This is a genomic window from Tropicibacter sp. S64, assembly GCF_049803835.1.
GTDB lineage: Bacteria > Pseudomonadota > Alphaproteobacteria > Rhodobacterales > Rhodobacteraceae > Pacificoceanicola.
Genome location: NZ_JBNAGK010000005.1, coordinates 18,470 through 43,795 on the forward strand (window position 1 = coordinate 18,470; position 25,326 = coordinate 43,795).

Below are 25,326 nucleotides of genomic sequence, written 5' to 3' on the forward strand. Positions count from 1 at the left end.
ACCCCGCCCATTGGTGTTTGATAGTGGTCGCGTAGACATCTCCATGCTCCCCTCCCTCGGACGCGATGGATGCGGTCCTTGCTTGGACCAGATAGCTGACCGGCTCGATCCGTCCAGCCTGCGCCCACCATGGACCAATGTCAATTTTTATTGACATTCAAAGTCAAGAGTATGTCGCAACGCCATGATGTCGTTCACAAAGAATTTTGAAATAGAAGCATTAATTCAATCATGCTTTTCCGAGGCGGCTCACGCGGCCGCAAGGACAACATGAAGAAGCTGACACCCCTGACGGTCAAAGTGTAAATTATAGTTGACAGTTCAGCGAGCCGCGCCTTAGCATTTCCGGTATACACAGCGAATGCGAGGGGCTCATGATGCCCGCTGCAACCCAGTCTCAACCCGGTTTCAGGCTCTATACGGAAGACCAACGCGCCCGCCGCGATGCCACCGTGTGGACCCTGGTCCAGGGCGTCCTCGCACCGCTGCAATTTGCGGTGTTCCTGGTGTCTCTGGGGCTTGTCCTGCGCTACCTGACCACGGGTCTGGGGTATGATGCGGCCACGCTGTCGATCCTGGTCAAGACCGCGTTTCTGTTGCTCATCATGGTCACTGGCGCGATCTGGGAAAAGGTGGTTTTCGGCCAGTACCTGTTCGCGCCAGCCTTCTTCTGGGAAGATGTGTTCAGCTTCGCGGTCATCGCACTTCACACGGCATACGTGTGGGCTCTCGTCACCGCAAGTCTTGCACCCGGCGCGTTGATGGCGCTGGCCCTGACGGCTTATCTCGCCTACGTCATCAACGCCGGGCAATTCCTGCTCAAGCTGCGCATGGCGCGGTTGCAGGCCGTGGCCGAGACATGACCGCCGCCGCCCCCATGTCCGGCTGCGCGGGTCAGCCGATCCTGCGGGAGCGCGGCCAGCACGAGGTCTTCTGCGGGCTGACAGGCATCCTCTGGCTGCACCGCAAGATGCAGGACGCCTTCTTCCTCGTGGTTGGCAGCCGCACCTGCGCCCACCTTCTGCAAAGCGCTGCCGGAGTGATGATTTTCGCCGAACCGCGCTTCGGCACGGCGATTCTCGAAGAATCGGATCTGGCGGGCATGGCCGATCTGCACGAGGAACTCGACCGCGAAGTCGCTCGGTTGCTGGCCCGTCGCGCCGACATCCGGCAGATCTTCCTTGTCGGCAGCTGCCCGTCCGAGGTCATAAAGCTCGACCTCTCCCGCGCCGCCGAGCGCCTGACCGCCCGTCACGCACCGCACGTCCGGGTGCTCAGCTACTCGGGTTCGGGCATCGAGACCACCTTTACCGAAGGCGAGGATGCCTGCCTTGCGGCCATGGTGCCGGTCCTGCCCGAAACCGACGCGCGGCAGTTGATCGTCGCCGGGGCGCTACCGGACGTGGCGGAGGACCAGATGCGCGGCCTGCTGGCCGATCTCGGCATCGGACCCGTGCATGTCCTGCCCGCCCCCCGAAGCGCGAGCGAACTGGCGGTCGGGCCGAATACCCTGTTTGCCCTGACCCAGCCTTTCCTCGGGGCCACCCATGCGGCCCTCGAACGACGGGGTGCGACACACATCCCGGCCCCCCTGCCGTTCGGAACGGAGGGCACGACTCTCTGGCTCAAGGCGATTGCCGACGCCTTCGGGATCAGTGCCGCGCGTCTCGACGCCGTGACCGCTGCCCCGCGAGACCGCGCCCGCCGCGCGGTGGCAAAGGCGGCAGAGACGCTCAACGGCAAGTCGGTCTTCTTTTTCCCTGACAGCCAGCTGGAGATCCCGCTGGCTCGCTTCCTCACCCGCGAGTGCGGCATGACTGCCCTGGAAGTTGGCACGCCCTACCTGCATCGCGGCATCCTCGGTCCCGATCTGGCCCTTCTGCCTGCGGACACGGTGCTTTCCGAAGGCCAGGACGTGGAGCGCCAGCTGGACCGCTGCCGGCGCCTGATGCCCGATCTGACGGTTTGCGGCCTTGGCCTTGCCAACCCGCTGGAAGCCGAGGGCCTGCGCAGCAAGTGGTCCATCGAACTGGTGTTCTCGCCCGTGCATTTCTACGAACAGGCCGGGGACCTCGCCGCGCTCTTCGCCCGTCCGCTCCGCCGCAAGGCAGCCCTGCGTCTGGAGGCGGCGGAATGAAGCTGTCGGTCTGGACATACGAAGGGCCACCGCATGTGGGTGCCATGCGCGTCGCCACCGCCATGAAAGGACTGCATTACGTCCTGCACGCGCCCCAGGGCGACACCTACGCGGACCTTCTGTTTACCATGATCGAGCGGCGCAACCACCGCCCGCCCGTCACCTACACCACCTTTCAGGCGCGCGACCTCGGCTCCGACACCGCGCAACTGTTCAAGACTGCCTGTCTCGAAGCCTACGACCGTTTCCAGCCCGAAGCGCTGATCGTCGGTGCGTCCTGCACCGCCGAACTGATCCAGGACGACCCCGGAGGCATTGCCGAGGCGATGGGCCTTCCGGTGCCGGTGATCGGGCTGGAACTGCCGAGCTACCAGCGCAAGGAAAACTTCGGTGCCGACGAGACCTTCTTTCAGATCGTCCGAACGCTGGCCCGCCCCTGCGACCGGACGGCGCGTCCCTCCTGCAACCTGATCGGGCCGACCGCGCTCGGCTTTCGCCACCGCGACGACATCACCGAATTGACCGCCCTGCTGACCGACATGGGGATCGACGTCACCGTGACCGCTCCCTACGGCGCCCGTCCCTCGGACATCGCCCGGCTGGGGGCGGCCTGGGTCAATGTACTGATGTACCCGGAAACCGGAGAGAGCGCCTGCCGCTGGATGGAGCGGGAACTCGGCCTGCCGTTCACCAGGACCGTGCCGATCGGCGTCGGCGCGACCCGGGATTTCGTCGAGGAGATCGCGTCACTGACCGGCGTCCCGCCGCATCTCGACACGGGCCGTCTGCGCCTGCCGTGGTATTCCGCCTCCGTCGACAGCACCTACCTCACCGGCAAGCGCGTCTTCCTGTTCGGCGATGGCACGCATGTCTGCGCCGCCGCCCGCATCGCCCGGGACGAGATGGGCTTCGAGGTTGTCGGCCTTGGCTGCTACAACCGCGAGATGGCGCGCCCCGTGCGGGCCCTGGCCCGGGATTACGGCGTCGAGGCGCTTGTCACCGACGATTATCTCGACGTCGAGACACGCATCGCGGACCTCGCCCCCGAACTGATCCTCGGCACGCAGATGGAGCGTCACATCGGCAAGCGCCTCGGCATCCCCTGCGCCGTGATCAGCGCGCCGGTGCATGTACAGGACTTCCCCGCCCGCTACTCGCCCCAGATGGGAATCGAGGGTGCCAACGTGATCTTCGACACCTGGGTGCATCCGCTGGTGATGGGGCTGGAGGAGCATCTCCTCGCCATGTTCCGCGAGGACTTCGAGTTTCACGACGCCGCCGGGCCGAGCCATCACGGCAGCCACGCCGCCCTCCTGGAACAGGCTCCGCCTGTCTCTGCCGAGGTCATCTGGCTCGACGAGGCGGAGCGCGAGTTGCGCAAGGTGCCGTTTTTCGTCCGGGGCAAGGCGCGGCGCAACACCGAGACCTATGCCACGGACCGAGGCCTGCGGGAGATCGGCGTCGACACGCTTTACGAAGCGAAGGCTCATTATGCGCGATGACGGCTTCATATCCCGAGGCCCCGCGCCCTATCGCATCGTCATCCTGACGCTGGATTCGCACGCCTGCGGCCCATGTGCCCGAGTCGCCACGCGCCTGGCCGCCGAGTTTCCGGGGCTGGAGCTGACGCTTCTCGCCGCCGCCGAATGGGGCGAGTGTCCCGAGCAACTGGAACGCGCCAAGGCAGAGATCGCACAGGGCGACATCGTCGTGACCAGCCTGTTGTTCCTCGAGGAGCATATCCGCGCCATCCTGCCCGCCCTCGCCGCACGCCGCGATCACTGCGATGCCATGGCGGGCATCATCGCCGATACGCAGATCGTCAGGCTGACCCGCATGGGCACGCTCGACATGGCCGCGCCCGAAAGCAGCACGATGCGGTTCCTCAAGACCCTGCGCGGCTCCGGCAAACCCTCGGTCGAGAACGGCGCGCGCAAGATGCGGATGCTGCGCCGACTGCCGAAGATTCTCAAGCTGATCCCGGGCAAGGCGCAGGACCTGCGCGCGTGGTTCCTGACCATGCAATACTGGCTCGGCGCGTCGGACGACAACATCGAGGCGATGGTCCGTTTCCTGATCTCGCGCTACTGCCGCCGACCGGAATGGCGTGGCATCGCGGCAGCGGCGCCGCAGAAATATCCGGACTGCGGCCTGTATCACCCGGACCTGCCGGAGCGGATCACCACCGATCCCCGCGACCTGCCGCAAACCGTCGACACAGGCACCGTGGGCCTTCTGATGATGCGCAGCTATGTCCTCTCCGGCGACACCGCGCATTATGACGCCGTCATCCGGACGCTGGAGGCAAGGGGGCTGCGGGTGCTGCCCGCCTTTGCCGGGGGGCTCGACGGCCGGCCGGCGATTGACGGGTTCTTCCGGGACGAAACCGGGACGAAGATCGACGCGCTGGTGTCCCTCACCGGTTTTTCCCTCGTCGGCGGTCCGGCCTACAACGACAACGCCGCCGCCATCGGGGTTCTGAAGGACCTCGACATTCCCTACATCGCCGCGCATCCGCTGGAGTTCCAGACGCTGGGCCAATGGGCCGCCTCGCCGCAGGGTCTCGGGCCGATCGAGACGACCATGCTCATCGCCCTGCCGGAACTCGATGGCGCGACCAATCCCATGGTCTTTGCCGGGCGGCATGGCGAGGATAGCTGCACGGGCTGCGCGCATCGCTGCACCGCCGGGGAGCAGCCGAGGGCCATGGCCCCCTGCCCCGACCGCATCGCGGCGCTGGCGGATCGCGTGGTCCGGCAGGTGGCTTTGCGCCGCTCGCAGGTCGCCGAGCGCCGGGTCGGCATCGTGATCTTCGGCTTTCCGCCGAACGCGGGCGCGGCGGGAACGGCGGCCTATCTCGACGTGTTCCAGTCGCTCTACAACACTCTTCACACCATGGCCGCCCGCGGCTACGATCTGACCCCGCCCGAGAGCGTCGAGGCGCTGCGCGAGGCCGTGCTCAAGGGCAATGCCGAACGTTACGGGCAGGAGGCCAACGTCGCCGCCCGGGTGGACAGCGACACCATTGTGGCGCAAACCCCGTGGCTGCGCGAGGTCGAGGCGCAATGGGGACCGGCCCCGGGCAAGGTCCAGTCGGACGGGCGAAGCGTGTTTGTCCTTGGAGCCCGGTTCGGCAAGGTCTTCGTCGGGTTGCAGCCCGCTTTCGGCTACGAGGGCGATCCGATGCGCCTGCTTTTCGAGGGCAGCTTTGCCCCGACCCATGCCTTCACACAGTTCTATCTTTATCTGCGTCAGACCTTCCGCGCCGATGTGCTGCTGCATTTCGGCATGCACGGCGCGCTGGAATTCATGCCCGGAAAGCAGACCGGCCCCGGCCCGGATTGCTGGCCCGACCGGCTGATCGGCGATCTGCCGAACGTCTACCTCTACGCGGCAAACAACCCCTCCGAGGCGACGCTGGCCAAGCGGCGCAGCGGCGCGGTGACGGTCTCGCACCTGACGCCGCCGCTGGCTTCGGCGGGGCTGTATCGCGGCCTTCTGGAACTCAAGGACAGCCTGACCCGCTGGCGGGCGATGCCCCTTGACGCGCCGGAGCGCCCGGAACTGGAAACCCTGATCGCGGAACAGGCCGAGGCGGTTGACCTTGGCGGTCACGCCCCGGACGCGCTCTGGCTGCGCCTTCTGGAAACCGAGGACGCGCTGATCCCTGACGGGCTGCACATCGTCGGCCAGCGCATGAGCGATGCCGCCCGCGCCGGTCTGCTGGACCTTCTGCCCGAAGGCCAGCGCGCCGACGCCGACCGCCTGCTGCAACAGGACAACGAACTCCCGGCCCTGATGCGGGCCCTCGAAGGCCGCTTCACCCCGCCCGTCCCCGGCGGCGACCTGATCCGCTCGCCCGACATCCTGCCCACCGGGCGCAACATCCATGCCTTCGACCCGTTCCGCATGCCCTCCGCCTTTGCCTGCCGTGAAGGCGCGAAACAGGCGCAACTGCTGCTCGACACCCACAGGACCCTGCCGCGCAGCGTGGCGCTTGTGCTCTGGGGGTCCGACAACATCAAGTCCGACGGCTGCGCCATCGCGCAGGCCCTTGCCCTGATCGGGGCGAAACCGCGTTTCGACAATTTCGGACGGCTGAGCGGCGCCGACCTTGTGCCGCTCAAGGACCTCGGCCGCCCCCGGATCGACGTCATCATGACCCTCTCGGGCATCTTCCGTGACCTGCTGCCGCTGCAAACGAAGCTGCTCGCGGACGCCGCGCTGCAAGCCGCCCGTGCGGACGAGCCTTTGCACCTCAACCACATCCGCGCCCATGCGCTCGCACATGCCGAGGCCATCGGCTGCGATCTCGACACAGCCGCGCTGCGCGTCTTCTCCAATGCCGAGGGCGCCTACGGCTCCAACGTCAACCAGATGGTGGATGCCTCGGTGTTTGGCGAAGAGGACGAACTCGCGGACGCCTATCAGGCCCGCAAGAGCTTTGCCTACGGCACGAACGGCAAGCCCGTGCAGCAGGCGGACCTGCTGCAACAGGCGCTGACCACGGTGGACCTCGCGTATCAGAACCTCGAGTCCGTGGAACTCGGTGTCACCACCGTCGACCATTACTTCGACACGCTTGGCGGGATTTCCCGGGCCGTGCGCCGCGCCCGGCGCGGGCAGGAGGCGGCGGTCTACATCTCCGACACCACGCGCGGCACCGGCAAGGTGCGCACCTTGTCCGATCAGGTGGCGCTGGAAACCCGCTCCCGCTCGCTCAACCCGAAGTTCCACGAGGCGCTCCTGCGCCACGGTGCCGAGGGCGTGCGGCAGATCGAGAGCCATGTGACCAATACACTCGGCTGGTCCGCCACCACCGGACAGGTGCAGCCCTGGGTTTATCAACGGCTGTCGGAGACCTTTGTGCTCGACCCGGCGATGCGCGAGCGGATCTCGAAACTCAATCCCGCCGCCTCCCTGCGCATGGCGAACCGCCTCATCGAAGCCTCCGCCCGCGCCTATTGGGCCCCGGACGCAGACACCCTCGCGGCGCTGCAAAACGCCGCGATGGACATCGAAGACCGGCTCGAAGGAGTCGGCGAATGACACGCAACACCGAAAGGACAGGCCCGGCATGAGCCCCAGAGACGACATCCCACAACTGCGCGGACAGGATGGCGAAGGCTCTGTCCAGGTGCATCAGGACGCTGCGCTGAAGATCGAGGGCGCCAAGGTGTTCTCCGTCTATGGCAAGGGTGGCATCGGCAAGTCGACCACCTCCTCCAACCTCTCCGCCGCCTTTGCCAAGATGGGCAAGCGGGTGCTGCAGATCGGCTGCGATCCGAAGCACGACAGCACCTTCACCCTGACCGGGCGGCTGCAACCCACGGTGATCGACATCCTCAAGGAGGTCGATTTCCACCCCGAGGAACTGCGCCCCGAGGACTATGTCACGGAAGGCTGGGGAGGGGTGCGCTGTGTCGAGGCGGGCGGCCCGCCTGCGGGCACCGGCTGTGGCGGCTATGTGGTTGGCCAGACGGTCAAGCTTTTGAAACAGCATCACCTGCTGGAAGACACCGACGTGGTGATCTTCGACGTGCTGGGCGATGTGGTCTGCGGCGGCTTCGCCGCGCCGCTGCAACATGCCGACCGGGCGGTGATCGTCACCGCCAACGATTTCGACAGCATCTACGCGATGAACCGGATCATCGCCGCCGTTCAGGCCAAGTCCGCCAATTACAAGGTACGGCTGGCGGGTTGCGTCGCCAATCGCTCGAAGGACACCGACGAGGTGGACCGCTACTGCGCCAAGGTCGGCTTCAAGCGCATCGCGCATATGCCGGACGTCGACGCGATCCGCCGCTCGCGCTTGAAGAAGAAGACGCTGTTCGAGATGGACGGGGACGAAGACATCCTCGCCTGCCGGGCGGAATACCTGCGGCTGGCGCAAACGCTGCTTGCCGGAACCGATCCGCTGGCCCCCGCCCCGATGGAAGACCGCGACATCTTCGAGCTGCTGGGGTTCGATTGATGAGCAGGCTGTCACGATATCTCGCCGCAGTCCCGGGCTTGACCCGGGACCTCACCGCCCATCAGGTCAGGAGGCAGGATTGACCTACGCCCGCACCCTCGCCCGGGTCGAGACCTACTTCGATCAGACCGCCCATCGCACCTGGGAGCGGCTGACCAGCGACGCGCCGGTGAGCCGCATCCGCGAGACCGTGCGGCGCGGACGCGATGCGATGCGGGCGCAGCTGATCTCACGCCTGCCGCAGGATCTGCACGGCATGCGGGTTCTGGACGCGGGCTGCGGCACCGGACAACTCAGCGCCGACCTGGCGGCGCGGGGCGCGGAGGTGGTCGGCGTCGACGTCTCGCCCCGGTTGATCGACATCGCGCAGGCGCGGCTACCCGGGCACCTGTCGGGGCGGGTGACCTTCCGCGCCGGGGACATGCTGCACGCGGACATCGGCCCCGTCGATTTCACCATCGCCATGGACAGCCTGATCTATTACACGCGCCCCGATCTCGCCGACGCCCTGCACCGGCTTCAGGACCGCACCCGCCACGCGGTCGTCTTCACCCTCGCCCCGCGCACGCCGCTGCTGATGGCCATGTGGCGCGTCGGCAAGCTGTTCCCGCGTTCGGACCGCTCGCCGGTCATGGTCCCGCACGCCCATGCACCGCTGGCCCGCGCCTTGCAGGGCCGGGGCACGCTGACCGCGCTGGACCGCGTGACCTCCGGATTCTACATCTCCCAGGCGCTGGAGCTGCGGCCATGATCCTCGGCCGCCGTCATATCCGCCAGTTGGCCACGCGCTACCTGCCGTTTGCCGATGCGGCCAGCGAGGGCCTGCCGCTCGGCCAGCTGCTGCGGCTGTCGCTGTTTCAGGTCTCCGTCGGCATGGCGAGCGTCATGCTGCTTGGCACACTGAACCGCGTGATGATCGTCGAGCTGTCCGTGCCCGCCATCGTCGTGGCCCTGATGATCGCCTTGCCGGTGCTGATCGCACCGTTCCGGGCCTTGCTGGGCTTCCGCTCCGACACCCACCGCAGCGCGCTCGGCTGGAAGCGCATTCCCTACCTATGGTTCGGGTCGCTCTGGCAGATGGGCGGGCTGGCGGTGATGCCCTTCGCGCTGATCGTGCTGAGCGGCCAGCAGACCGTCGGCCCCGCTTGGGCGGGCGAGGTCCTTGCCGCGCTGGCGTTCCTCATGACCGGCCTCGGCCTGCACATGACCCAGACCGCCGGTCTGGCGCTTGCCTCCGACCGGGCCGACGACGACACCCGCCCGCGCGTCGTGGCGCTGCTCTATGTCATGCTGCTCCTTGGCATGGGGCTGTCCTCTGTCATCATCGGCTGGCTGCTGCGGGACTTTTCCGAGATCCGCCTGATCCGCGTGGTTCAGGGGGCCGCCGTCGCCGGGATCGCGCTGAACCTGATCGCCCTGTGGAAACAGGAGGCGCTACGTCCGATGAGCCGCGAGGAGCGCGAGACCCCGCGCCCGCGCTTCCGCGACGCATGGCGCGACCTGATGCAAGGCGGACAGGCGGGACGGCTGCTCGCCGTGGCCTTTGTCGGGACCATGGCGTTCAACATGCAGGATGTGTTGCTCGAACCCTACGGCGGCGAGATCCTCGGGCTTTCGGTTGGTGCCACCACGCTGCTCACCGCGCTCTGGGCCACCGGGGCACTGACCGGATTTGCCTTGGCCGGACGGCTGCTCGGCAAGGGGCAGGACCCCATGCGCCTCGCCGCTTATGGCGTCCTTGCCGGCGTCGCGGCGTTTTCCACGGTGATCTTCGCGGCCCCGATGCAGGCGGCACCGATCTTCTACGCCGGGGCCACGCTGATCGGGTTCGGCGGCGGGCTCTTCGCCGTCTCCACCCTGATCGCGGCCATGACCCTTCCCAGCCAGAGCACCGGCAGCGGCCTTGCCCTTGGCGCCTGGGGTGCGGCGCAGGCCACCGCCGCAGGCCTTGCCGTCGCGCTTGGCGGCGGGCTGCGTGACGGCGTCAACGTCCTGACCCGGTCCGGCGACTGGGGTGCGGCGCTCGCCACCCCCGCCACCGGCTATTCCTTCGTCTACCACCTCGAAATCGGCCTCTTGTTCCTGACCCTCGTTCTGCTCGGCCCGCTGACCCGGCGCAGGATGCCGCGCGGCGCGCCGCAGCGACTCGGGCTGGCCGATTTCCCAACATGACAGACCGTCCCTGAGAGGAGACCACCCCATGACACAGACATTCTTTGCACAGGTCGATCTTGCCAGCGTGGCGCTCTGGTTGTTCTGGATCTTCTTCGCCCTGCTGATCTTCTACATTCAGCGCGAGAACATGCGCGAAGGCTATCCGCTCGAAGACGATCATGGCAATCCGGCGGGCAATCAGGGCATGTTCCCGTTGCCTGACGACAAGACCTTCCGCCTGCCCTACGGGCGCGGCGTTGTCACCGTGCCGTCCGGTCAGAACCCGGAACGGGCGAACCTCGCCCTGTCGCGCGATCCGGCGGGCGGCGGCTTCCCGTTCACGCCGACCGGCGATCCGATGGCCGACGGCGTCGGCCCCGCCTCCTGGGCGGCGCGGCGCGACATGCCGGAACTCGACGGCAAGGGTCATCCGAAGATCGTGCCGATGGCGGGCAACACGCAATTCACCGTTTCCGCCGGACGCGACCCGCGCGGCCTGCCGGTTCAGGCCGGGGATGGGACCATCGTCGGAACCATCAGCGATATGTGGATCGACGAGCCGGAGCAGCTGGTGCGTTACCTGGAGATCAAGCTCGACGCCGCCCATGGCACAGGCACGCGGCTGGTGCCGCTGCCGATGGCGAAGATCAAGGCGGACCGGGTGAAGATCAAGGCGATCTTCGGCAAGCATTTCAACGGCGTGCCGCGCCATGCCTCGCCGCATCAGGTGACGCTGCTCGAGGAGGACAAGATCGCCGGCTACTACGCGGGCGGTCTGCTCTACGCCAGCGAGGCGCGTCTGGAGCCGCAGCTCGGCTGACCGCGCAAAGGGGGGAGAGACCATGAACCACGACGATTTCGCCACCGAGCCGGTCCGCGGCCTGCCGGAGCGCCCGCCCGAGGGGGAGCACATCCTCTGGCAGGGCCGCCCGGACGCCTGGGCTCTGTCGAAACAGGCACTGAGCCTGCCCTGGGTCATGGGATACTTTGCCGTGCTGGCGCTCTGGCGCTTTGGCGCGGTGGCCGATGCGCTGCCCTTCGGGGCGGCCCTTGCCGCCGCAAGCCCGTTCCTGATCCTCGGTGGCGCGGTCTGCGCGCTGCTTACCCTCGTCGGCTTCGTGCAGGCGCGGGCGACGGTCTACACCCTCACCAACCGCCGCGTGGCGATGCGCATCGGGGCGGCGCTGACGGTCACGCTGAACCTGCCGTTCAGCCAGATCCGCAATGCAGAGCTGGACCTGCGCGCGGATGGCACCGGGACGATTGCGTTCGACCTGATGGGCGAGACCCGCCTCTCCTACCTGGTCTGCTGGCCGCACGTCCGGCCTTGGCACATGCGCCGCACGGAGCCTGCGCTGCGCTGCATTCCGGATGCCGCCCGGGTCGCGCAAATCCTCTCCGACGCTGCGGAGGCCCGGGTGAGCACGCCACAGGTCGCCCGCACCGCCACCGCGCTGGCCGCCGAATAACCGGGAGAGAGCCATGACCAGCCAGACACAAAGCCACCTGCCCGACAAGGAAATGATCCCCCGCACCCTCGTGCGCGCGGTCGGGGCGCTGATGCTGACGGTGCTGGTGCTGGTCTCGCTGGCGCGGCTGACGGACCGCCCGCTGATCGCCACGCCACCGGACGATCCGGTGGTGGCCGAGCGGGAGCTCCGGCTCTCCGGCGACCTGTCCGGCGCCGCAACCGTGCGCGCGGCGAACGGAGACCTGATTGCCGACCTGACCCCGGAAGAGGGCGGCTTCGTCTCTGGCGTCTGGCGCGTCATCCTGCGCGAGCGCATCAAGGCCCGCGCCGCAGCGGACGGATCGGTGATCCTGCGCCGGGACGCGGGCGGACGGCTTTCCATTCACGACCCCAGCACCGGCTGGAGCGCCGACCTCATGGGGTTCGGCAAGGACAACGCCCGGGCCTTTGCCCGGCTTCTGACACAGTAGGGAGGAGACAATCATGGGATGGCTGACACGGGACATCGAACGCGCACCCTGCACGGTCGAGATTTCCCACAGGTTCGAAAGCCTGCACGCGCATCTGCGCTTCAACAACGGCGCGGTGATCTGGCCGGGTGACGAGGTGCAGGTCAAGGGCCCCGAGATCATGGCGCCCTTCGGCGAGATCGTCACCGAGGACCGCGAGGCGATCATCGTGCGGGCGTCGAAACTGGAACGGCTCTGGACCCGCCTCACCGGCGATTTCGAGGTCATGGAGCTCTGCGAATTCTCGTTCTCGGAGGAGGTCACGCTATGAACATGGCACTCAAGCACACCGCCGATGCCACCACCGTCGAAGAGGGGCTGGCGATCCAGGAAGAACAGGCGAAACTCGACAGTCAGTTCGCCACGAATGTCGCGATGCAGAACACGCTGCTGACGCCGCGCTTTTACACCACCGATTTCGACGAGCTCGACGCCATCGACGTCAGTTCCGTGCGCGGTGACTGGGACGCGCTGATTGCAGAGATGGAAAGCGACCCGAACAGGGGGCATTTTCGCAAGAACGAGGACTGGGATCACGTCGACTGGGACCGGATGGAGTCGAAGCTCAGGAAGGAGTTCATCGACTTCCTGATTTCCTCCTGCACCGCGGAATTCTCTGGCTGCGTGCTCTACAAGGAGATGAAGCGGCGCGGCGCAAACCGGGATGTCACCCAGCTGTTCCAGCTGATGGCCCGCGACGAGGCCCGCCACGCCGGGTTCATCAACGACGCCCTGCGTGAGGCGGGTGTTGCCGTCAACCTCGGCTTCCTGACGCAGAAGAAGAAGTACACCTACTTCCGGCCGAAGTTCATCTACTACGCCACCTATCTGTCGGAGAAGATCGGTTACGCCCGCTACATCACCATATTCCGCCATCTTCAGGCCAACCCGGACCATCGGTTCCACCCGATCTTCAAATGGTTCGAGGAATGGTGCAACGACGAGTTCCGCCATGGCGAGGCCTTCGCCCTGCTGATGAAGACCGACCCGAAGCTGACGGCGGGCGGCAATGTCTACTGGATCAAGTTTTTCCTCACGGCGGTCTATGCCACCATGTACGTCCGCGATCACCAGCGGCCCGCCTTCCACGAGGCGCTCGGGGTGGATACGGACTGGTACGGCCAGGAGGTGTTCCGCAAGACCTCCGAACTGTCGAAGCAGATCTTCCCGATCACCCTCGACATCGACCACCCGCGCTGGATGCCGGGGCTGAAGCGGTTGCAAAAGGCCAACGCCGATCTGGCCGCCGCGATGGAGCGCACCGGGCCTGCCGCTGTGGCCGCGCGTCTGTCGGCGCGGGCCCGGGCGGCCAGCGCCTTTGCCGGTCTCCTGACAATCCCGGCGGTGAAGCACCGGGTGCCCGCGAACACCCGGATGGAGCCGTGCTACTGATGCCCTGCCCCGCCGGATCGTCAAGCCATGAGGTCCCGGGTCAGGCCCGGGACTGCGGGCGGGCGGCATGATGGCCAGCCCGTGGATCGCCGCGCTTCTCGCGCTCTTTGCCTGGTGGTTCTCCACCGGGGTGATCCTCATGGTCGTCCGTCTGGCGGACCGTTTCGGCCCACGCGGGCGGCGCATCACGACGCTCTGCGGCCTGCCGCTGCTGGTCGCCGGAATCTTCGGCTACGAAGCCTCACTGAGCGCACACGGCACCGCTGCCGCCTATGCCGCCTTCGCCTCGGCGCTGGCGGTCTGGGGCTGGATCGAACTGTCCTTCCTGACCGGCGCAATCACCGGCCCGAACCACCACGACTGCCCGAAGGACGTGCCGGAATGGGAACGGTTCCTGCGGGCCTGGGGCACCGTCGCCTATCACGAGATGCTGCTCACCGCCGTGCTGATCCTGATGTGGCTCTACGGCGCAGGCGCGTTGAATACGGTCGGCCTCTGGACCTTCACGATCCTCTATTTCGCCCGCATTTCCGCCAAGCTGAACCTCTATTTCGGCGTACCCCGGATCAATGTCGAATTCCTGCCCCGCGCGCTGAGCCACCTTGCCAGCCATTTCCGCATTGCCGCGCTGAACTGGGTGTTCCCGGTTTCCGTCACCGCGCTCAGCTTTGCCACCGCCTGCTGGCTCGACCGGCTCGCCACCTCGGACGATCCGGCGGCCCGTATCGGCTTTGCCCTGGTCGCCTCGATCACCGCGCTGGCGCTGCTCGAACATTGGGTGATGGTCCTGCCCCTGCCCGATGCCAAACTCTGGCGCTGGATGCTGCCCGCGCCGAAACACCAAACCACGAGAAACAGAAGACGACCGGAGGGATTCCATGGACTTTGACGCGACATTCACCGCACAGCTGGACAACCTCAGGTCCGAGGGCAATTACCGTGTGTTCGCCGAACTCGAACGCCAGTGCGGCGCCTTCCCCCGGGCCCGCAGCCATGGCTCGGATGCCCCGGACGAAGTCACCGTCTGGTGCTCCAACGACTACCTCGGCATGGGCCAACACCCGGCGGTGCGGCAGGCCATGAAGGACGCCATCGACAGCTGCGGCACCGGTGCGGGCGGCACGCGAAACATCTCCGGCACCACCCGGCAGCATGTGGAACTGGAGGCGGAACTCGCCGACCTGCACGGCAAGGAGGCGGCGCTGCTGTTCACCTCTGGCTATGTCTCCAACTGGGCCGCGCTCTCGACGCTGGGCGGCCGCCTGCCCGACGCGGTCATTCTCTCGGACGCGGGCAATCATGCGTCGATGATCGAAGGCATCCGCCACTCCCGCGCCCACAAGGTGATCTGGAAACACAACGATCCCGAGGATCTGGACCGCAAGCTCTCCGCCCTGCCCGCCAACGCGCCCAAGATCGTGGCCTTTGAATCCGTCTACTCCATGGACGGCGACATCTGCCCCATGGCGGAGATCGTCGAGGTTGCGGAAAGACACGGTGCCATGACCTACCTCGACGAGGTGCACGCCGTCGGCCTCTACGGTCCGCGCGGCGGCGGCATTTCCGAACAGGAAGGATTGGCCGACCGGATCACCGTGATCGAGGGCACGTTGGGCAAGGCCTATGGCTGCATGGGCGGGTACATCACCGGCTCTGCGCCACTGTGCGATTTCATCCGCAGCTTTGCCAGCGGTTTCATCTTCACCACCGCCCTTCCACCGGCTGTCGCCGCTGGCGCCCGGGCGGCCATTTCCCATCTCAAGACATCGCAGATCGAGCGCATGCGCCAGCGCCGCCAGGTCGCCCGCCTGCGAGCCGGGCTCGATGCGCGCGGCATTCCGCATATGGACAACCCCAGCCACATCGTGCCGGTGATGATCAAGGATCCGGTGAAGTGCCGGATGCTCGCCGACATCCTGATGCGCGAGCATGGAATTTATGTCCAGCCGATCAACTACCCGACGGTGCCCAAGGGTACGGAAAGACTGCGCTTTACGCCCGGTCCGCTGCACTCCGACGCGGACATCGACAGGTTGATCACGGCATTGGGAGTGCTTTGGAAGCAATGCGCCCTATCTCACGCCGTAGCGTGACGCGGCAACGGCGCCGCGCAACCTTTGCAATACCAAGTTCCGGGAGGACGGACATGAAACTGCAAGCACTCAATACTCTGGCGGCCCTTGCCCTGCTGGCCGCATCCCCGCTGGCGGCGCAGGATGCGCCAACCGGTGACGCGGCCAAGGGCGAGAAGGAATTCAACAAGTGCAAGGCCTGCCACATGATCGAGGGCCCGGACGGCGCCATCGCGCGCGGCGGAAAGGTCGGCCCGAACCTCTATGGCGTCGTCGGACGGCAGGCGGGCACGATGGAAGGCTTCAGCTATTCCGACCTGATGGTCGCGGCGGGCGAGAAGGGCCTGATGTGGAACGAAGGCGACTTCAAGACCTACGTCAAGGACGCCACCGCCTTCCTGCGCGAGTACACCGGCGAAAGCTCAGGACGGGGCAAGATGACGTTCAAGCTGAACAACGAGGAAGCGGCGGCCGATATCTGGGCCTACCTCGCCTCGGTCGGTCCGGCAACCAACTGACGGTGTGACAGAACGGAAAGGCCCGGCAGGGGAGAGCTTGCCGGGCCTTTTTTCATGCTCTGTGACGCCGGTTCAGTGCCCGACTGCAAAAGGCACGACGCGCCCTTCACGGGCACCCAGCGCGGCCCGGGCCGTTGCAGCAATGTCGGCGGCACTCATACCCGCATCGGCATACATCTCGTCCGGGCTGGCCTGCTGGATGTAGCGATCCGGCAGCGTCACGGCACGCAGGGCCAGGCCCCGGTCGAACACCCCGTGTCTGGCCAGCAGGTGCATGACAGCCGCGCCAAAGCCACCGGCACAGCCCTGCTCCACCGTGACCAGCGCCGCGTGGCCTCGCGCCAGCCGAAGGATCAGGTCGCTGTCCAGCGGCTTGGCAAAGCGGGCATCGGCGAGTGTCACGCTGTGCCCCTCCGCTTCGAGCAGGGCCGCCGCGGCATTGCATTCAGCCAGATGCGCACCAAAGCACAGGAGCGCCACGTCCTCGCCTTCCTGCACCACGCGCCCCTTGCCGATGTCGAGCACCTGACCGCGCTCGGGCAGCGCCACGCCGGTCCCCGCGCCACGCGGATAGCGGAAGGCGATCGGTCCGGCGTCATGCGCGGCGGCGGTGGCCACCATGTGGACAAGCTCCGCCTCGTCACTCGCAGCCATGACCACCATGCCCGGCAAAGCGCCAAGATAGGCAATGTCGAAGGCTCCCGCGTGCGTCGGCCCATCAGCACCCACAAGCCCCGCCCGGTCGATGGCAAAGCGCACGGGCAACCCCTGCAAGGCGACGTCATGCACCACCTGATCATAAGCGCGTTGCAGGAAGGTCGAGTAGATCGCGCAGAACGGCTTGAGCCCCGCCGCCGCCATCCCGGCAGCAAAGGTCACACCGTGCTGTTCGGCAATGCCCACGTCGAACACCCGGTTGGGAAAGCGGTCCGCCATGATGTTGACCCCGGTCCCCGAAGGCATGGCGGCGGTCACGGCGACGATGTCGGGATCGCGGGCGGCCTCCTCGGTCAGGGCCTTGCCGAAGACGGAGGTGTAGCTGGGTGCGCTCGCCGCCTTCTTCGCCTGCGTGCCGGTCAGCACGTCGAATTTCGCCACGCCATGGCCCCGGTCCGCACTGCCCTCCGCCGGCGCATAGCCCTTGCCCTTCACCGTGCAACAATGGATCACGATAGGCCTTGTCGCCCGCGCCCGCGCGGCGCGCAGCACGGGCAGAAGCTGCGCCATGTCGTGGCCGTCGATGGGGCCAATGTAGTCGAAGCCCAGTTGCTCGAACAGCGTGCCGGTGCCGGTCATGCCCGTCACCAGCTGCCGTGCGCGGCGGGCACCGTCACGCATCGGGGGTGGCAAGGCGGCCTCGAACCCCTCGGCCAGCGCCTGCATCCCGGCAAAGGGTTTGCCCGCATAAAGCCCGCTCAGGTAACGCGACATCGCCCCCACCGGCGGTGCGATGCTCATCTCATTGTCGTTGAGGATCACGAACAGCCGCCGCCCCTCGGACCCGGCATTGTTCAGCGCCTCATAGGCCATGCCCGCGCTGATGCTGCCGTCGCCAATGACGGCGATGGCATCGCCCACCGGATGCCCCATGTCCCGCGCCACGGCAAAACCGAGCGCCGCGCTGATGGATGTGGAGGAATGTGCCGCGCCAAACGGATCGAACCGGCTCTCGCTGCGCTTGGTGAAGCCGGAAAGCCCGTCCTTCTGGCGCAAGGTACGGATGCGGTCGCGGCGTCCGGTCAGGATCTTGTGCGGGTAACACTGGTGCCCGACGTCCCAGATCAGCTTGTCCACCGGCGTATTGAACACCGCGTGGATCGCCACGCTGAGTTCGACCACGCCAAGCCCGGAGCCGAGATGGCCGCCAGTCTGCGAGACCGCGTCGATGGTCTCGGCCCTGAGCTCGTCCGCAAGCCGGGCGAGATCGCGGTCGCTCATCTGCCGCAGGTCGGACGGAGCGGAAACCCGGTCCAGAAGCGGTGTGTGTGGTGAAGACTTGTCCATGGCGCGCCTCCCTTCGGCGACTGGCGCCGACGGCAGGATGCGCGGTCGGCGCGGTCAGACGTTTCGGGAATCAGACCGGAGATGGATTGCAACTGTCCCGGGAACGCCGCAGGCGTGGCAGGGTATTTGCAATGCACCGGCTTTCCGAAACGGTCGTAACCCCGGACGCGGAGCGCCCGGGGCCTGGATCACTCGTACTGCACCTCGCCGCTGGTCGCGAGTTCCGGCCAGTCAGCGATCACGTTCAACCCTTGCAAGGGGCGCTGATAGCCCTTGTGGCAGGTCGCACAGGCGGCCTTCGGACCATCGCCCATCGGACCCATCCTTTCCGCAGGCAGCAGCCCTTCGAGCGAGACGAGGTAGTCGTTGTTCAGTTCCTGCACCATGGCAATGCCAAGCGAGGCCGTGGCCCACTGAGGCGTCACCTGCCCGCCGTCGTAGAAGGCCCGCGTGTTGTGACACAGAGTGCAGTTCACGTTCAGCGAGTTGGCGAAGTAGTTCATCAGGGCATAGGTCCGCTCGGCGTTCTGGATGCCCGGATAGCCATCCTGCCCCGGCACCCCGGCAACCCGGCTTTCGAGGTCATGCACGGCGATGGTGCCGTAATCGACCAGATAGGCGCGCAGCGCATCGGTGGGCAGGGAGGTGTAGGAGGTCAGCGGCGTCACATGGTTCTGCGTCGCCGCCCAGCCTTGCGCGGCCTTCAGCGGAGCGGCGTCGAACCAGACGTCGCTCGGCACCGGCTCACCGCGGTGGCAGGTGTAACAGGTCACACCCGCCGCGCCGTTGGCGTTGACATGGCCGTCCCAGTTCTCGTTGAGGTTCCGGGTCATGCCGATCATGATGGTGCCGACGGTGGTCTGGTAGCTGTCCGGGTTCTCGAAGAGATCGGGAATGCCGGTCCAGGCCCGCATCGCGGTCAGAAGGCGGTCATAGTTCTCCACCGTCAGCCCTTCGAGACCGGCGGGCACGGTCTCCCGCGCATCCCCGGCCAGCTGCGCCCCCGCCGCCGGCACGACCGGCGCTGAGGTGCTTTCCAGAAAGCCGGCAATGGTCGGGTCCGGCGTCGTTGCACTGGCGGCGAACTTCGTCACCATCATGCCGGTGCCGCGCGGCCCGGTTTGCAGGCTCTCCGTCCGGTAGGGTTGCCCCAGCATCACCAGCGCGACGACTGCGATCACCGCCACGCCGATGGTGCCGAAGATTATGGCGGGACGTTCGACATCGGTCGGATTGTCCCGGTTCCATTGGTTGAACCACTTGGGAAGCATGGCTTAGTCCCCCTGTCCGGTGAAGGCTTCGTAACTGCCGAAGCTGTCGTAGCCATAAGAGCCGTCATACATCGGTGCGAAGTGATGCTCCTGTGCCCAGATGAACCAGTTGTCGACCACCGTGCCGGTCAGCAGGATTCCGATGCCGCCGGTGATCGGCGTCAGGACGGCGAACCACCAGGCCCAGCGATGGATGCCCTCCATCGTGGCGTTGAACCCCATGGTCCAGCGCCAGAACAGCGCCGCGCGTTCACTCGCCGTGCCCCGGTCGACGATCTGTTCGAGTTCGCGGTCGCCGCCGAAACGCGTCACCGCGAGGATCGTTGCCCCATGCATGGCGAACAGCAGGACCGAGCCATAGAGGAAGACGATCGAGAGACAGTGGAACGGGTTGTAGTAGAGATTGCCGTAGCGAATGCTGAATGCCGTCGTCCAGTCGAGGTGCGGGAAGATGCCGTAGGGCACCGCCTCCGACCACGATCCCATCAGGATCGGACGGAACAAGCCGAGCACGAGGAACAGCCAGATCGCGGAAGCAAAGGCCCAGGCGACATGCTTGCCCATCTTGTGCTGCTCGGCGAGCAGGTACGTCCGGAGCCACCAGGTGCAGACACTGACCAGCAGCAGGAAACTGGCGATGATGTACCAGCCGCCTTCCTGCAAGGGCGGCATCTTGAGCCCGTACTCCGGGCTGGGCGGCTCCAGCGCCAGCCAGAACCCCTGCCGCAGGAACTCCGGAATGGACCAGTTGACCTGCGCCAGCATGTTGAGCCCGATGATGTTCAGGCACAGGATGAAGGTCGCCGCGCTGACCATCCCGGTCCAGCCGAGGTAGATCGGACCCAGCTGCGCATTGCCCACCCAGCCGATCAGGCGGCTGTAGAAGGGCGCACCGATGCGCTCGTCCATCATGTTGTTTTCATTGTCCATGCCCCACTCGGGCGGACCCTGAACTTGCACTTGCGTGAAAATGTTCTGATAGCTCGGCATGATCACATACCCCCCGTCGAAACCATCTGGGACTCGGGCCAGAAGGGCAGTTCGAGCCACCAGTTCCACCATTCCGGCCAGCCCTCGGTCCAGACCGGACCGGAGATGATGATGCAGACCGCCGAGAAGAAGACCGCGTTGATCGCCAGCAGGAAGCCCAGCCGGTGAATGCCCAGCGTGCCCACCGAATAGCCGATGAAGTCACGGAAGAACGTGTCCTCGTGATCGGGCGATTTCATCTCCTCGCCCTTTTCCGGATTGGCCGCCGACAGGATCAGACCGCCATGCAGCGCCAGCGCGAAGCAGGTCGCGAAGAACAGCGAAACCGCCAGCATGTGCGCCGGGTTGTAATGGAAATGCAGGTAAGCGTAGCCGGTGTTGCTGACCCAGTCGAGATGGCTGAAGATGCCATAGGGAAAGCCGTAACCCCACGCGCCCATGAGCAGCGGGCGGAATATCACCAGCGTCATGTAGGCGAGGATCGCGAAGCTGAAGGCGAAGGGCACATGATAGCCCATGCCCAGCTTGCGGCAGATTTCCACCTCGCGCAGCGCCCAGCTGATGAAGGCGCCGGTGGCGCACATGGTGATGATCTGCCACAGCCCGCCCTCCATCAGTGGCGCCATGCCGAGACCGTAGCGGATGTCAGGGGGTGCGATGTTGATCAGCCAGGGGTTCCATGTCCCCTGATGCGCCGCGCCCCACAGGATGAGGATCGTGCCGAGCGCCGCGAAGAAGATCGTCGTGACGCCGAAGAAGCCCACGTAGAACGGACCCACCCAGAAATCGAAGAGATCGCCTCCGATGAGCGTGCCGCCGCGGACCCGGTATTTTCTTTCAAAGCTGAGCAATGCCATGTGCGTCCTCCGCATTCAGGTGGCCGGTTCCGTCGGATGTCGCGGCGGGCCGTCGCTTGCCGATCGTTGGTCGCGGGCGGCGAACCGCCCGCAACCGGAAGCGTGAAGGTGAGCGGGGTGCGCTCACTCGCTCGCGGCACGGGACGCGGCAGCATTCTCGAACCAGTTGACGCCATTGGACAGAACCACCAGGTGGATCATCACGGCCAAAAGGAACAGGAAAACGCCTTGCGCCACGAACACGCGGCGGGGATCGAAAATGAGCCAGATCTTGTAGAACTTCGACATGATCGATCCTTCCTCAGAACCAGGGAGCCCAGATGTAGGTCGCCAGATGGGCGACCACTGCAACAGCCACGAACAGCCAGAGGCCGCTCATATAGACCGAATGCAGCTCCTGGGCCTGCTCGTCGGTGAGACCTGTGAATGACAGGTCGGTGTTATCAGCCATGAACTTTCCTCCGGAACGTTGCTGCTGACGCCGCATACCCTGCGGCCGGGACCCGAGGCCCCTTGCGGGGCCGGGGGACCTGTCCGCCCGTGTCCGGGCGGCCAGTGGCGGAACTCGGATCGGACGCGCCCCTCGCGCGTCAGACCGAGAAGATCAGGGGTGTCGTGCTCTCCGCCTCGACCCAGGCCCGGGCCAGCGGCCCTTGCACGTTGAGCGACTGCCGCCGCCCGACATCGCGCATCCAGCCAAGCATGCAGCCGGGCAGCGCGATCAGGAAGATTGCGGTGAAGTAGACATAGAATTCGGTGGTGCGGCGGCGGCCCGTGCGGTGCGCGCGCTGCGGGATGGAGGTGGCGTCGGTCATGGCTCTGTCTCCTCGGTTTTCTGTTTGGTGGCGTCTCCGGGGGCCAGCGCCCGCACGGTTTCCAGCACGACGCGCTCGGCGCCGCCGCGAAGCGCGGCCTCCTCCGCCGCGTCCCGCAAGGTCTTGGCCGCCGAGATCCGGGTCAGCACCGGATGGCTGGCAACGATCCTGTCCAGCTCTGCGCTGGCATCCGCATCCCAAGGGAAGTCGCGCCGCAGCGGCGTCGGCGTCGCCGCGCCCGCGTCCATCTCGCTGCCCAGCGGCAGGATGTGGAACAGCGCGTCGAAGAGCCCGTTGCAGACCTCCTGCAAAAGGTATGTCGCGCCCGCGTAGCCCATGAACGGTGTACCCGTGGCGCGGCGGATCGCGGCGCCCGGAAAGCTCGCCGGCAAGAACGCCGGACTTGGCCCATGCCCGCCTTTCAGCTCGGCGAGGTAGATCTTCTCGTTGATCGACCCCATCAGGATCAGCGGCCGGTGCCGGGCGATCAGCCCGCGCACTTGGTCGTTGTCCGTCTTCGTCCCCGCCTTGCGCGCCACCGCAAAGGCACAGGGCAACCCGAGATCGCCCTCCAGATAATGCCGCACGCCCCGCGCGTAGGTCTCGGACGCCACGATGCCGAAACTGGCGGTGGCGAAGAAATCCTGCGTTACGGACCGCCACAGGTCCCAGACCGGCTTGATCGTCGAATGCTTCTCGCGCGTGATGAACGGCTCCGGGTCCAGCCCGAGCAGGTCGCCCAGCGTGCGCAGGAACTTCGTCGTGCTCTCGACGCCGATGGGGGCTTGCAGGTAGGGCTTGTCCAGCACCTCCGCCAGACCCCGCCCGAATTCGCGGTAGAGGCAGATGTTGACATCGGCATTCACCAGATCGCGCATCTCGGCCAGATGTGCGCCCAGCGGCATCACCATGTTGACCTCCGCGCCGATCCCCTCGACCAGCCTGCGGATCTCCGCCAGATCGGACGGAATGTTGAACGTGCCGTACATCGGCCCGAGGATGTTGACGCGCGGCTTCGCGCCCGCCTCGCGCTTGCGTTCCTTCGGCATCCGGCCCTTGGTCATGCCGAACTCTGTGAACAGCCAGGTCATTGCGCGGTCGGCGGCCTGCCACTGGTCCTCGTCGATGGTGCGCGGCAGAAAGCGCTGGATGTTGGTGCCCTGCGGCGTGACCCCGCCGCCGATCATCTCGGCAATCGAGCCGGTGACGACCACCGCGGGCAAAGCCGGATCGAGCGTGCCCCAGGCCCGGCTCATCGCCTCCTCGGTGCCCTTGCGGCCCAGTTCCTCCTCGCCCAGACCCGTCACCACGATGGGCAACTCATGCGGCGGCAAGGCGTCGGTGTAGTGCAGCACGGAGGTCACCGGCAGGTTCTCGCAGCCCACGGGTCCGTCGATCACCACCTGAAGGCCCTTCACGGCACAGAAGGCATAGACAGCCCCCCAATATCCCCCGGCGCGGTCATGATCCTGAATCAGCATGCGCGCCCCCTCCCCGGCAGAGCCACCCGGTCCCGGGCCTGACCCGGGACCTCCTGGTTTGCGGTGAGGCCCCGGATCAGGTCCGGGGCTGCGTCGGCAAAGGGAGACGAACGGCGCATCAGATCATCTCCTCCGCCTTCGCCGCCCGTGCGCGTTTCTCCAGCTTCTTCAAATTCAGCGCCCGGTACTCAGGCCGCAGGTTCGGATCACCTTCCCAGATGCCCGCCGTCTCGCCGGTGCCCACCCCCTCGAAGAAGCCGCGCATCCGTTCCATGCGGTCCTTGCCCGCAATGGCGGCCCGCACCACCTCTGCGAGCGATCCCGCTCCGGCCACGCCCATCAGCGGACGCGCCGAAATCAGGTTGGTGAAATAGAGCGCGGGTATGGCCAGCGCCTTGGCCTTCTGCACAACCGGAGTCGTGCCGATGGAGAGGTCGGGACGGATCGCCTCCATCGCCGCGCAGTCGTCTTCCAGGGAGGCCCGGAACACGACCTTGGTGCCCTTTGCCGCCAGCCAGTCGGCATCGGCGGCGGACCACGGGGTTTTCGGACAGGCGGTGCCGACGTAAGGCACATCCGCGCCACTCTCGATCAGCAACCGCGCGACCAGGAGTTCGCTGCCCTCGTAGCCCGAGAGCGTGATGGTCCCGTCGATCCTTGCGCCGGACAAGGCGCCGGTGATCGCGGGCAACACCGCGTTCTGCGCCTCGGCCACCTTTCCGGCGGCAATCCCGAACGCATCCCCAATCGCCGCCAGCCAATTCGCCGTGCCGTCGCGGCCCACCGGCGCGGAGCCGATCACCGGACGGCCCGCCGCCTGAAACTCCCGGATGGCAGAGGTATAGAACGGATGGATCGCCGCCACCGCGCCACAGTCAAGCGCGGCGTACAGCTCCCGCCACTCCCGGCACGGCACGACCGGACCGGCGGCCAGCCCCATCGGCGCCAGCATCCGACCGATCATCACCGGATCGGCGGGAAACATCTCGCCCAGCAGCGTCACCGTCGGCCGGTCGGACACGCCGCCCACCGGAGCGGGCACCGGTCCGGCAGACGCTTCCGCCCGGGCATAGGCCAGCATCGCGCCGGCCAGCACGTCCTTTGCTTCCGCATGGGTCGGCACGCCAAACCCCGGCACGTCGATCCCGACGATCCGCACCCCGTTGATTTCCTTCGGCAACAGCCGCAGCGGCACACCCGAGGCAGTCGGCACGCACAGGTTCGTCACCACCACCGCGTCATAGCGGTCCGGGTCGGCGATCTCATGCACCGCGTCGCGGATGTCCTCGAACAGCTTGCCCGTCACCAGCGTTTCCGAGTTGAAAGGCACATAGCCCACGGACCGCCGCGCACCGTAGAAATGGCTGACGAAGGAGAGGCCATAGACGCAGCAGGCCGATCCGGAGAGCACCGTCGCCACCCGCTTCATCCGCAGACCAACGCGCAGCGAGCCGAACGCCGGACACATGCTCTGCGGCTTGTCATGTGGTCCCTGCGGGTAATCGCGGGCGAACTGGTCGAGCAGCTCCGATTGCCCTGCCGCCTCCGCCGCCTTGCGCAGGTCGCTCCCGGAATGACAGCCGAGCCCCGGATCGCCGGTCAGCTGCGGCGCGTCGGAGGCTGTGCCCGCCGTCACCGTCACCTCTGCGGCGCCGTCATATGTGACCTCGCCCGTCATGCC

Annotated in this window: 24 protein-coding genes; 15 read left to right on the plus strand and 9 right to left on the minus strand. The window is 66.5% G+C overall.

Annotated elements, in window-relative coordinates; genetic code table 11:
* Nucleotides 1–374 precede the first annotated feature (374 nt).
* From bchF to ACP159_RS09300, 15 genes are all read left to right on the plus strand, one after another.
* A complete protein-coding gene (bchF, locus tag ACP159_RS09230; protein WP_425099386.1) occupies nt 375–863 on the plus strand; it encodes a 2-vinyl bacteriochlorophyllide hydratase in 489 nt (162 codons plus the stop codon).
* On the plus strand, nt 860–2,137 hold the full coding sequence (locus ACP159_RS09235) for a ferredoxin:protochlorophyllide reductase (ATP-dependent) subunit N (protein ID WP_425099387.1): 1,278 nt from the start codon (nt 860–862) through the stop codon (nt 2,135–2,137). The genes bchF and ACP159_RS09235 overlap by 4 nt, the downstream gene beginning before the upstream one ends.
* Nucleotides 2,134–3,639, plus strand: a complete 1,506-nt coding sequence (bchB, locus tag ACP159_RS09240; protein WP_425099388.1) for a ferredoxin:protochlorophyllide reductase (ATP-dependent) subunit B — start codon at nt 2,134–2,136, stop codon at nt 3,637–3,639. Before ACP159_RS09235 ends, bchB begins: the two co-directional genes overlap by 4 nt.
* The gene (locus ACP159_RS09245; RefSeq protein WP_425099389.1) at nt 3,629–7,186 is read left to right on the plus strand and encodes a magnesium chelatase subunit H; all 3,558 of its coding nucleotides are present in this window, start codon (nt 3,629–3,631) and stop codon (nt 7,184–7,186) included. The genes bchB and ACP159_RS09245 overlap by 11 nt, the downstream gene beginning before the upstream one ends.
* A gap of 28 nt (nt 7,187–7,214) precedes the next feature.
* Nucleotides 7,215–8,111 carry a ferredoxin:protochlorophyllide reductase (ATP-dependent) iron-sulfur ATP-binding protein gene (gene bchL / locus ACP159_RS09250; RefSeq protein ID WP_425099390.1) on the plus strand — a complete coding sequence of 299 codons (897 nt, stop codon included), beginning with the start codon at nt 7,215–7,217 and terminating at the stop codon, nt 8,109–8,111.
* A gap of 79 nt (nt 8,112–8,190) precedes the next feature.
* Nucleotides 8,191–8,862 (plus strand): magnesium protoporphyrin IX methyltransferase, encoded by a 672-nt coding sequence (gene bchM, locus ACP159_RS09255; RefSeq protein WP_425099391.1) that lies wholly within the window; start codon nt 8,191–8,193, stop codon nt 8,860–8,862.
* A complete protein-coding gene (locus ACP159_RS09260; RefSeq protein ID WP_425099392.1) occupies nt 8,859–10,283 on the plus strand; it encodes a PucC family protein in 1,425 nt (474 codons plus the stop codon). The genes bchM and ACP159_RS09260 overlap by 4 nt, the downstream gene beginning before the upstream one ends.
* Before the next feature lie 28 nt (nt 10,284–10,311).
* Nucleotides 10,312–11,085 carry a photosynthetic reaction center subunit H gene (puhA, locus tag ACP159_RS09265; RefSeq protein WP_425099393.1) on the plus strand — a complete coding sequence of 258 codons (774 nt, stop codon included), beginning with the start codon at nt 10,312–10,314 and terminating at the stop codon, nt 11,083–11,085.
* Nucleotides 11,086–11,107: 22 nt separating this feature from the next.
* Nucleotides 11,108–11,734, plus strand: a complete 627-nt coding sequence (gene puhB, locus ACP159_RS09270; protein WP_425099395.1) for a photosynthetic complex putative assembly protein PuhB — start codon at nt 11,108–11,110, stop codon at nt 11,732–11,734.
* A 13-nt stretch (nt 11,735–11,747) separates the two neighbouring features.
* Complete coding sequence (gene puhC, locus ACP159_RS09275) at nt 11,748–12,206, plus strand: photosynthetic complex assembly protein PuhC (RefSeq protein WP_425099396.1); 459 nt, start codon at nt 11,748–11,750, stop codon at nt 12,204–12,206.
* A 13-nt stretch (nt 12,207–12,219) separates the two neighbouring features.
* Entirely contained in the window at nt 12,220–12,516 is a 297-nt protein-coding gene (locus ACP159_RS09280) for a hypothetical protein (RefSeq protein ID WP_425099397.1), read from the plus strand.
* Complete coding sequence (acsF, locus tag ACP159_RS09285; RefSeq protein ID WP_425099398.1) at nt 12,513–13,637, plus strand: magnesium-protoporphyrin IX monomethyl ester (oxidative) cyclase; 1,125 nt, start codon at nt 12,513–12,515, stop codon at nt 13,635–13,637. The genes ACP159_RS09280 and acsF overlap by 4 nt, the downstream gene beginning before the upstream one ends.
* Nucleotides 13,638–13,707: 70 nt before the next feature.
* On the plus strand, nt 13,708–14,526 hold the full coding sequence (gene puhE / locus ACP159_RS09290; RefSeq protein WP_425099674.1) for a putative photosynthetic complex assembly protein PuhE: 819 nt from the start codon (nt 13,708–13,710) through the stop codon (nt 14,524–14,526).
* A complete protein-coding gene (gene hemA, locus ACP159_RS09295) occupies nt 14,516–15,730 on the plus strand; it encodes a 5-aminolevulinate synthase (protein WP_425099399.1) in 1,215 nt (404 codons plus the stop codon). The genes puhE and hemA overlap by 11 nt, the downstream gene beginning before the upstream one ends.
* A 53-nt stretch (nt 15,731–15,783) precedes the next feature.
* Nucleotides 15,784–16,227, plus strand: a complete 444-nt coding sequence (locus tag ACP159_RS09300) for a c-type cytochrome (RefSeq protein WP_425099401.1) — start codon at nt 15,784–15,786, stop codon at nt 16,225–16,227.
* Nucleotides 16,228–16,299: 72 nt separating this feature from the next.
* On the opposite strand, the gene dxs is transcribed toward ACP159_RS09300, so the two are convergent.
* From dxs to bchY, 9 genes are all read right to left on the minus strand, one after another.
* Nucleotides 16,300–18,231, minus strand: coding sequence for a 1-deoxy-D-xylulose-5-phosphate synthase (gene dxs / locus ACP159_RS09305; RefSeq protein WP_425099402.1), 1,932 nt, complete (start codon nt 18,229–18,231; stop codon nt 16,300–16,302).
* A gap of 188 nt (nt 18,232–18,419) precedes the next feature.
* Nucleotides 18,420–19,502 (minus strand): photosynthetic reaction center cytochrome PufC, encoded by a 1,083-nt coding sequence (pufC, locus tag ACP159_RS09310; protein WP_425099403.1) that lies wholly within the window; start codon nt 19,500–19,502, stop codon nt 18,420–18,422.
* A gap of 3 nt (nt 19,503–19,505) precedes the next feature.
* Nucleotides 19,506–20,492, minus strand: coding sequence for a photosynthetic reaction center subunit M (pufM, locus tag ACP159_RS09315; RefSeq protein ID WP_425099404.1), 987 nt, complete (start codon nt 20,490–20,492; stop codon nt 19,506–19,508).
* A gap of 2 nt (nt 20,493–20,494) precedes the next feature.
* Complete coding sequence (pufL, locus tag ACP159_RS09320) at nt 20,495–21,349, minus strand: photosynthetic reaction center subunit L (RefSeq protein ID WP_425099405.1); 855 nt, start codon at nt 21,347–21,349, stop codon at nt 20,495–20,497.
* A gap of 123 nt (nt 21,350–21,472) precedes the next feature.
* Nucleotides 21,473–21,637 carry a light-harvesting antenna LH1, alpha subunit gene (gene pufA, locus ACP159_RS09325; protein ID WP_121633972.1) on the minus strand — a complete coding sequence of 55 codons (165 nt, stop codon included), beginning with the start codon at nt 21,635–21,637 and terminating at the stop codon, nt 21,473–21,475.
* A gap of 13 nt (nt 21,638–21,650) precedes the next feature.
* A complete protein-coding gene (pufB, locus tag ACP159_RS09330; RefSeq protein WP_020042494.1) occupies nt 21,651–21,800 on the minus strand; it encodes a light-harvesting antenna LH1, beta subunit in 150 nt (49 codons plus the stop codon).
* Nucleotides 21,801–21,939: 139 nt separating this feature from the next.
* A complete protein-coding gene (pufQ, locus tag ACP159_RS09335; RefSeq protein ID WP_425099406.1) occupies nt 21,940–22,164 on the minus strand; it encodes a cytochrome PufQ in 225 nt (74 codons plus the stop codon).
* Entirely contained in the window at nt 22,161–23,645 is a 1,485-nt protein-coding gene (gene bchZ, locus ACP159_RS09340) for a chlorophyllide a reductase subunit Z (protein WP_425099407.1), read from the minus strand. The genes pufQ and bchZ overlap by 4 nt, the downstream gene beginning before the upstream one ends.
* Nucleotides 23,646–23,763: 118 nt before the next feature.
* A complete protein-coding gene (gene bchY / locus ACP159_RS09345; RefSeq protein ID WP_425099408.1) occupies nt 23,764–25,323 on the minus strand; it encodes a chlorophyllide a reductase subunit Y in 1,560 nt (519 codons plus the stop codon).
* Nucleotides 25,324–25,326 lie beyond the last annotated feature (3 nt).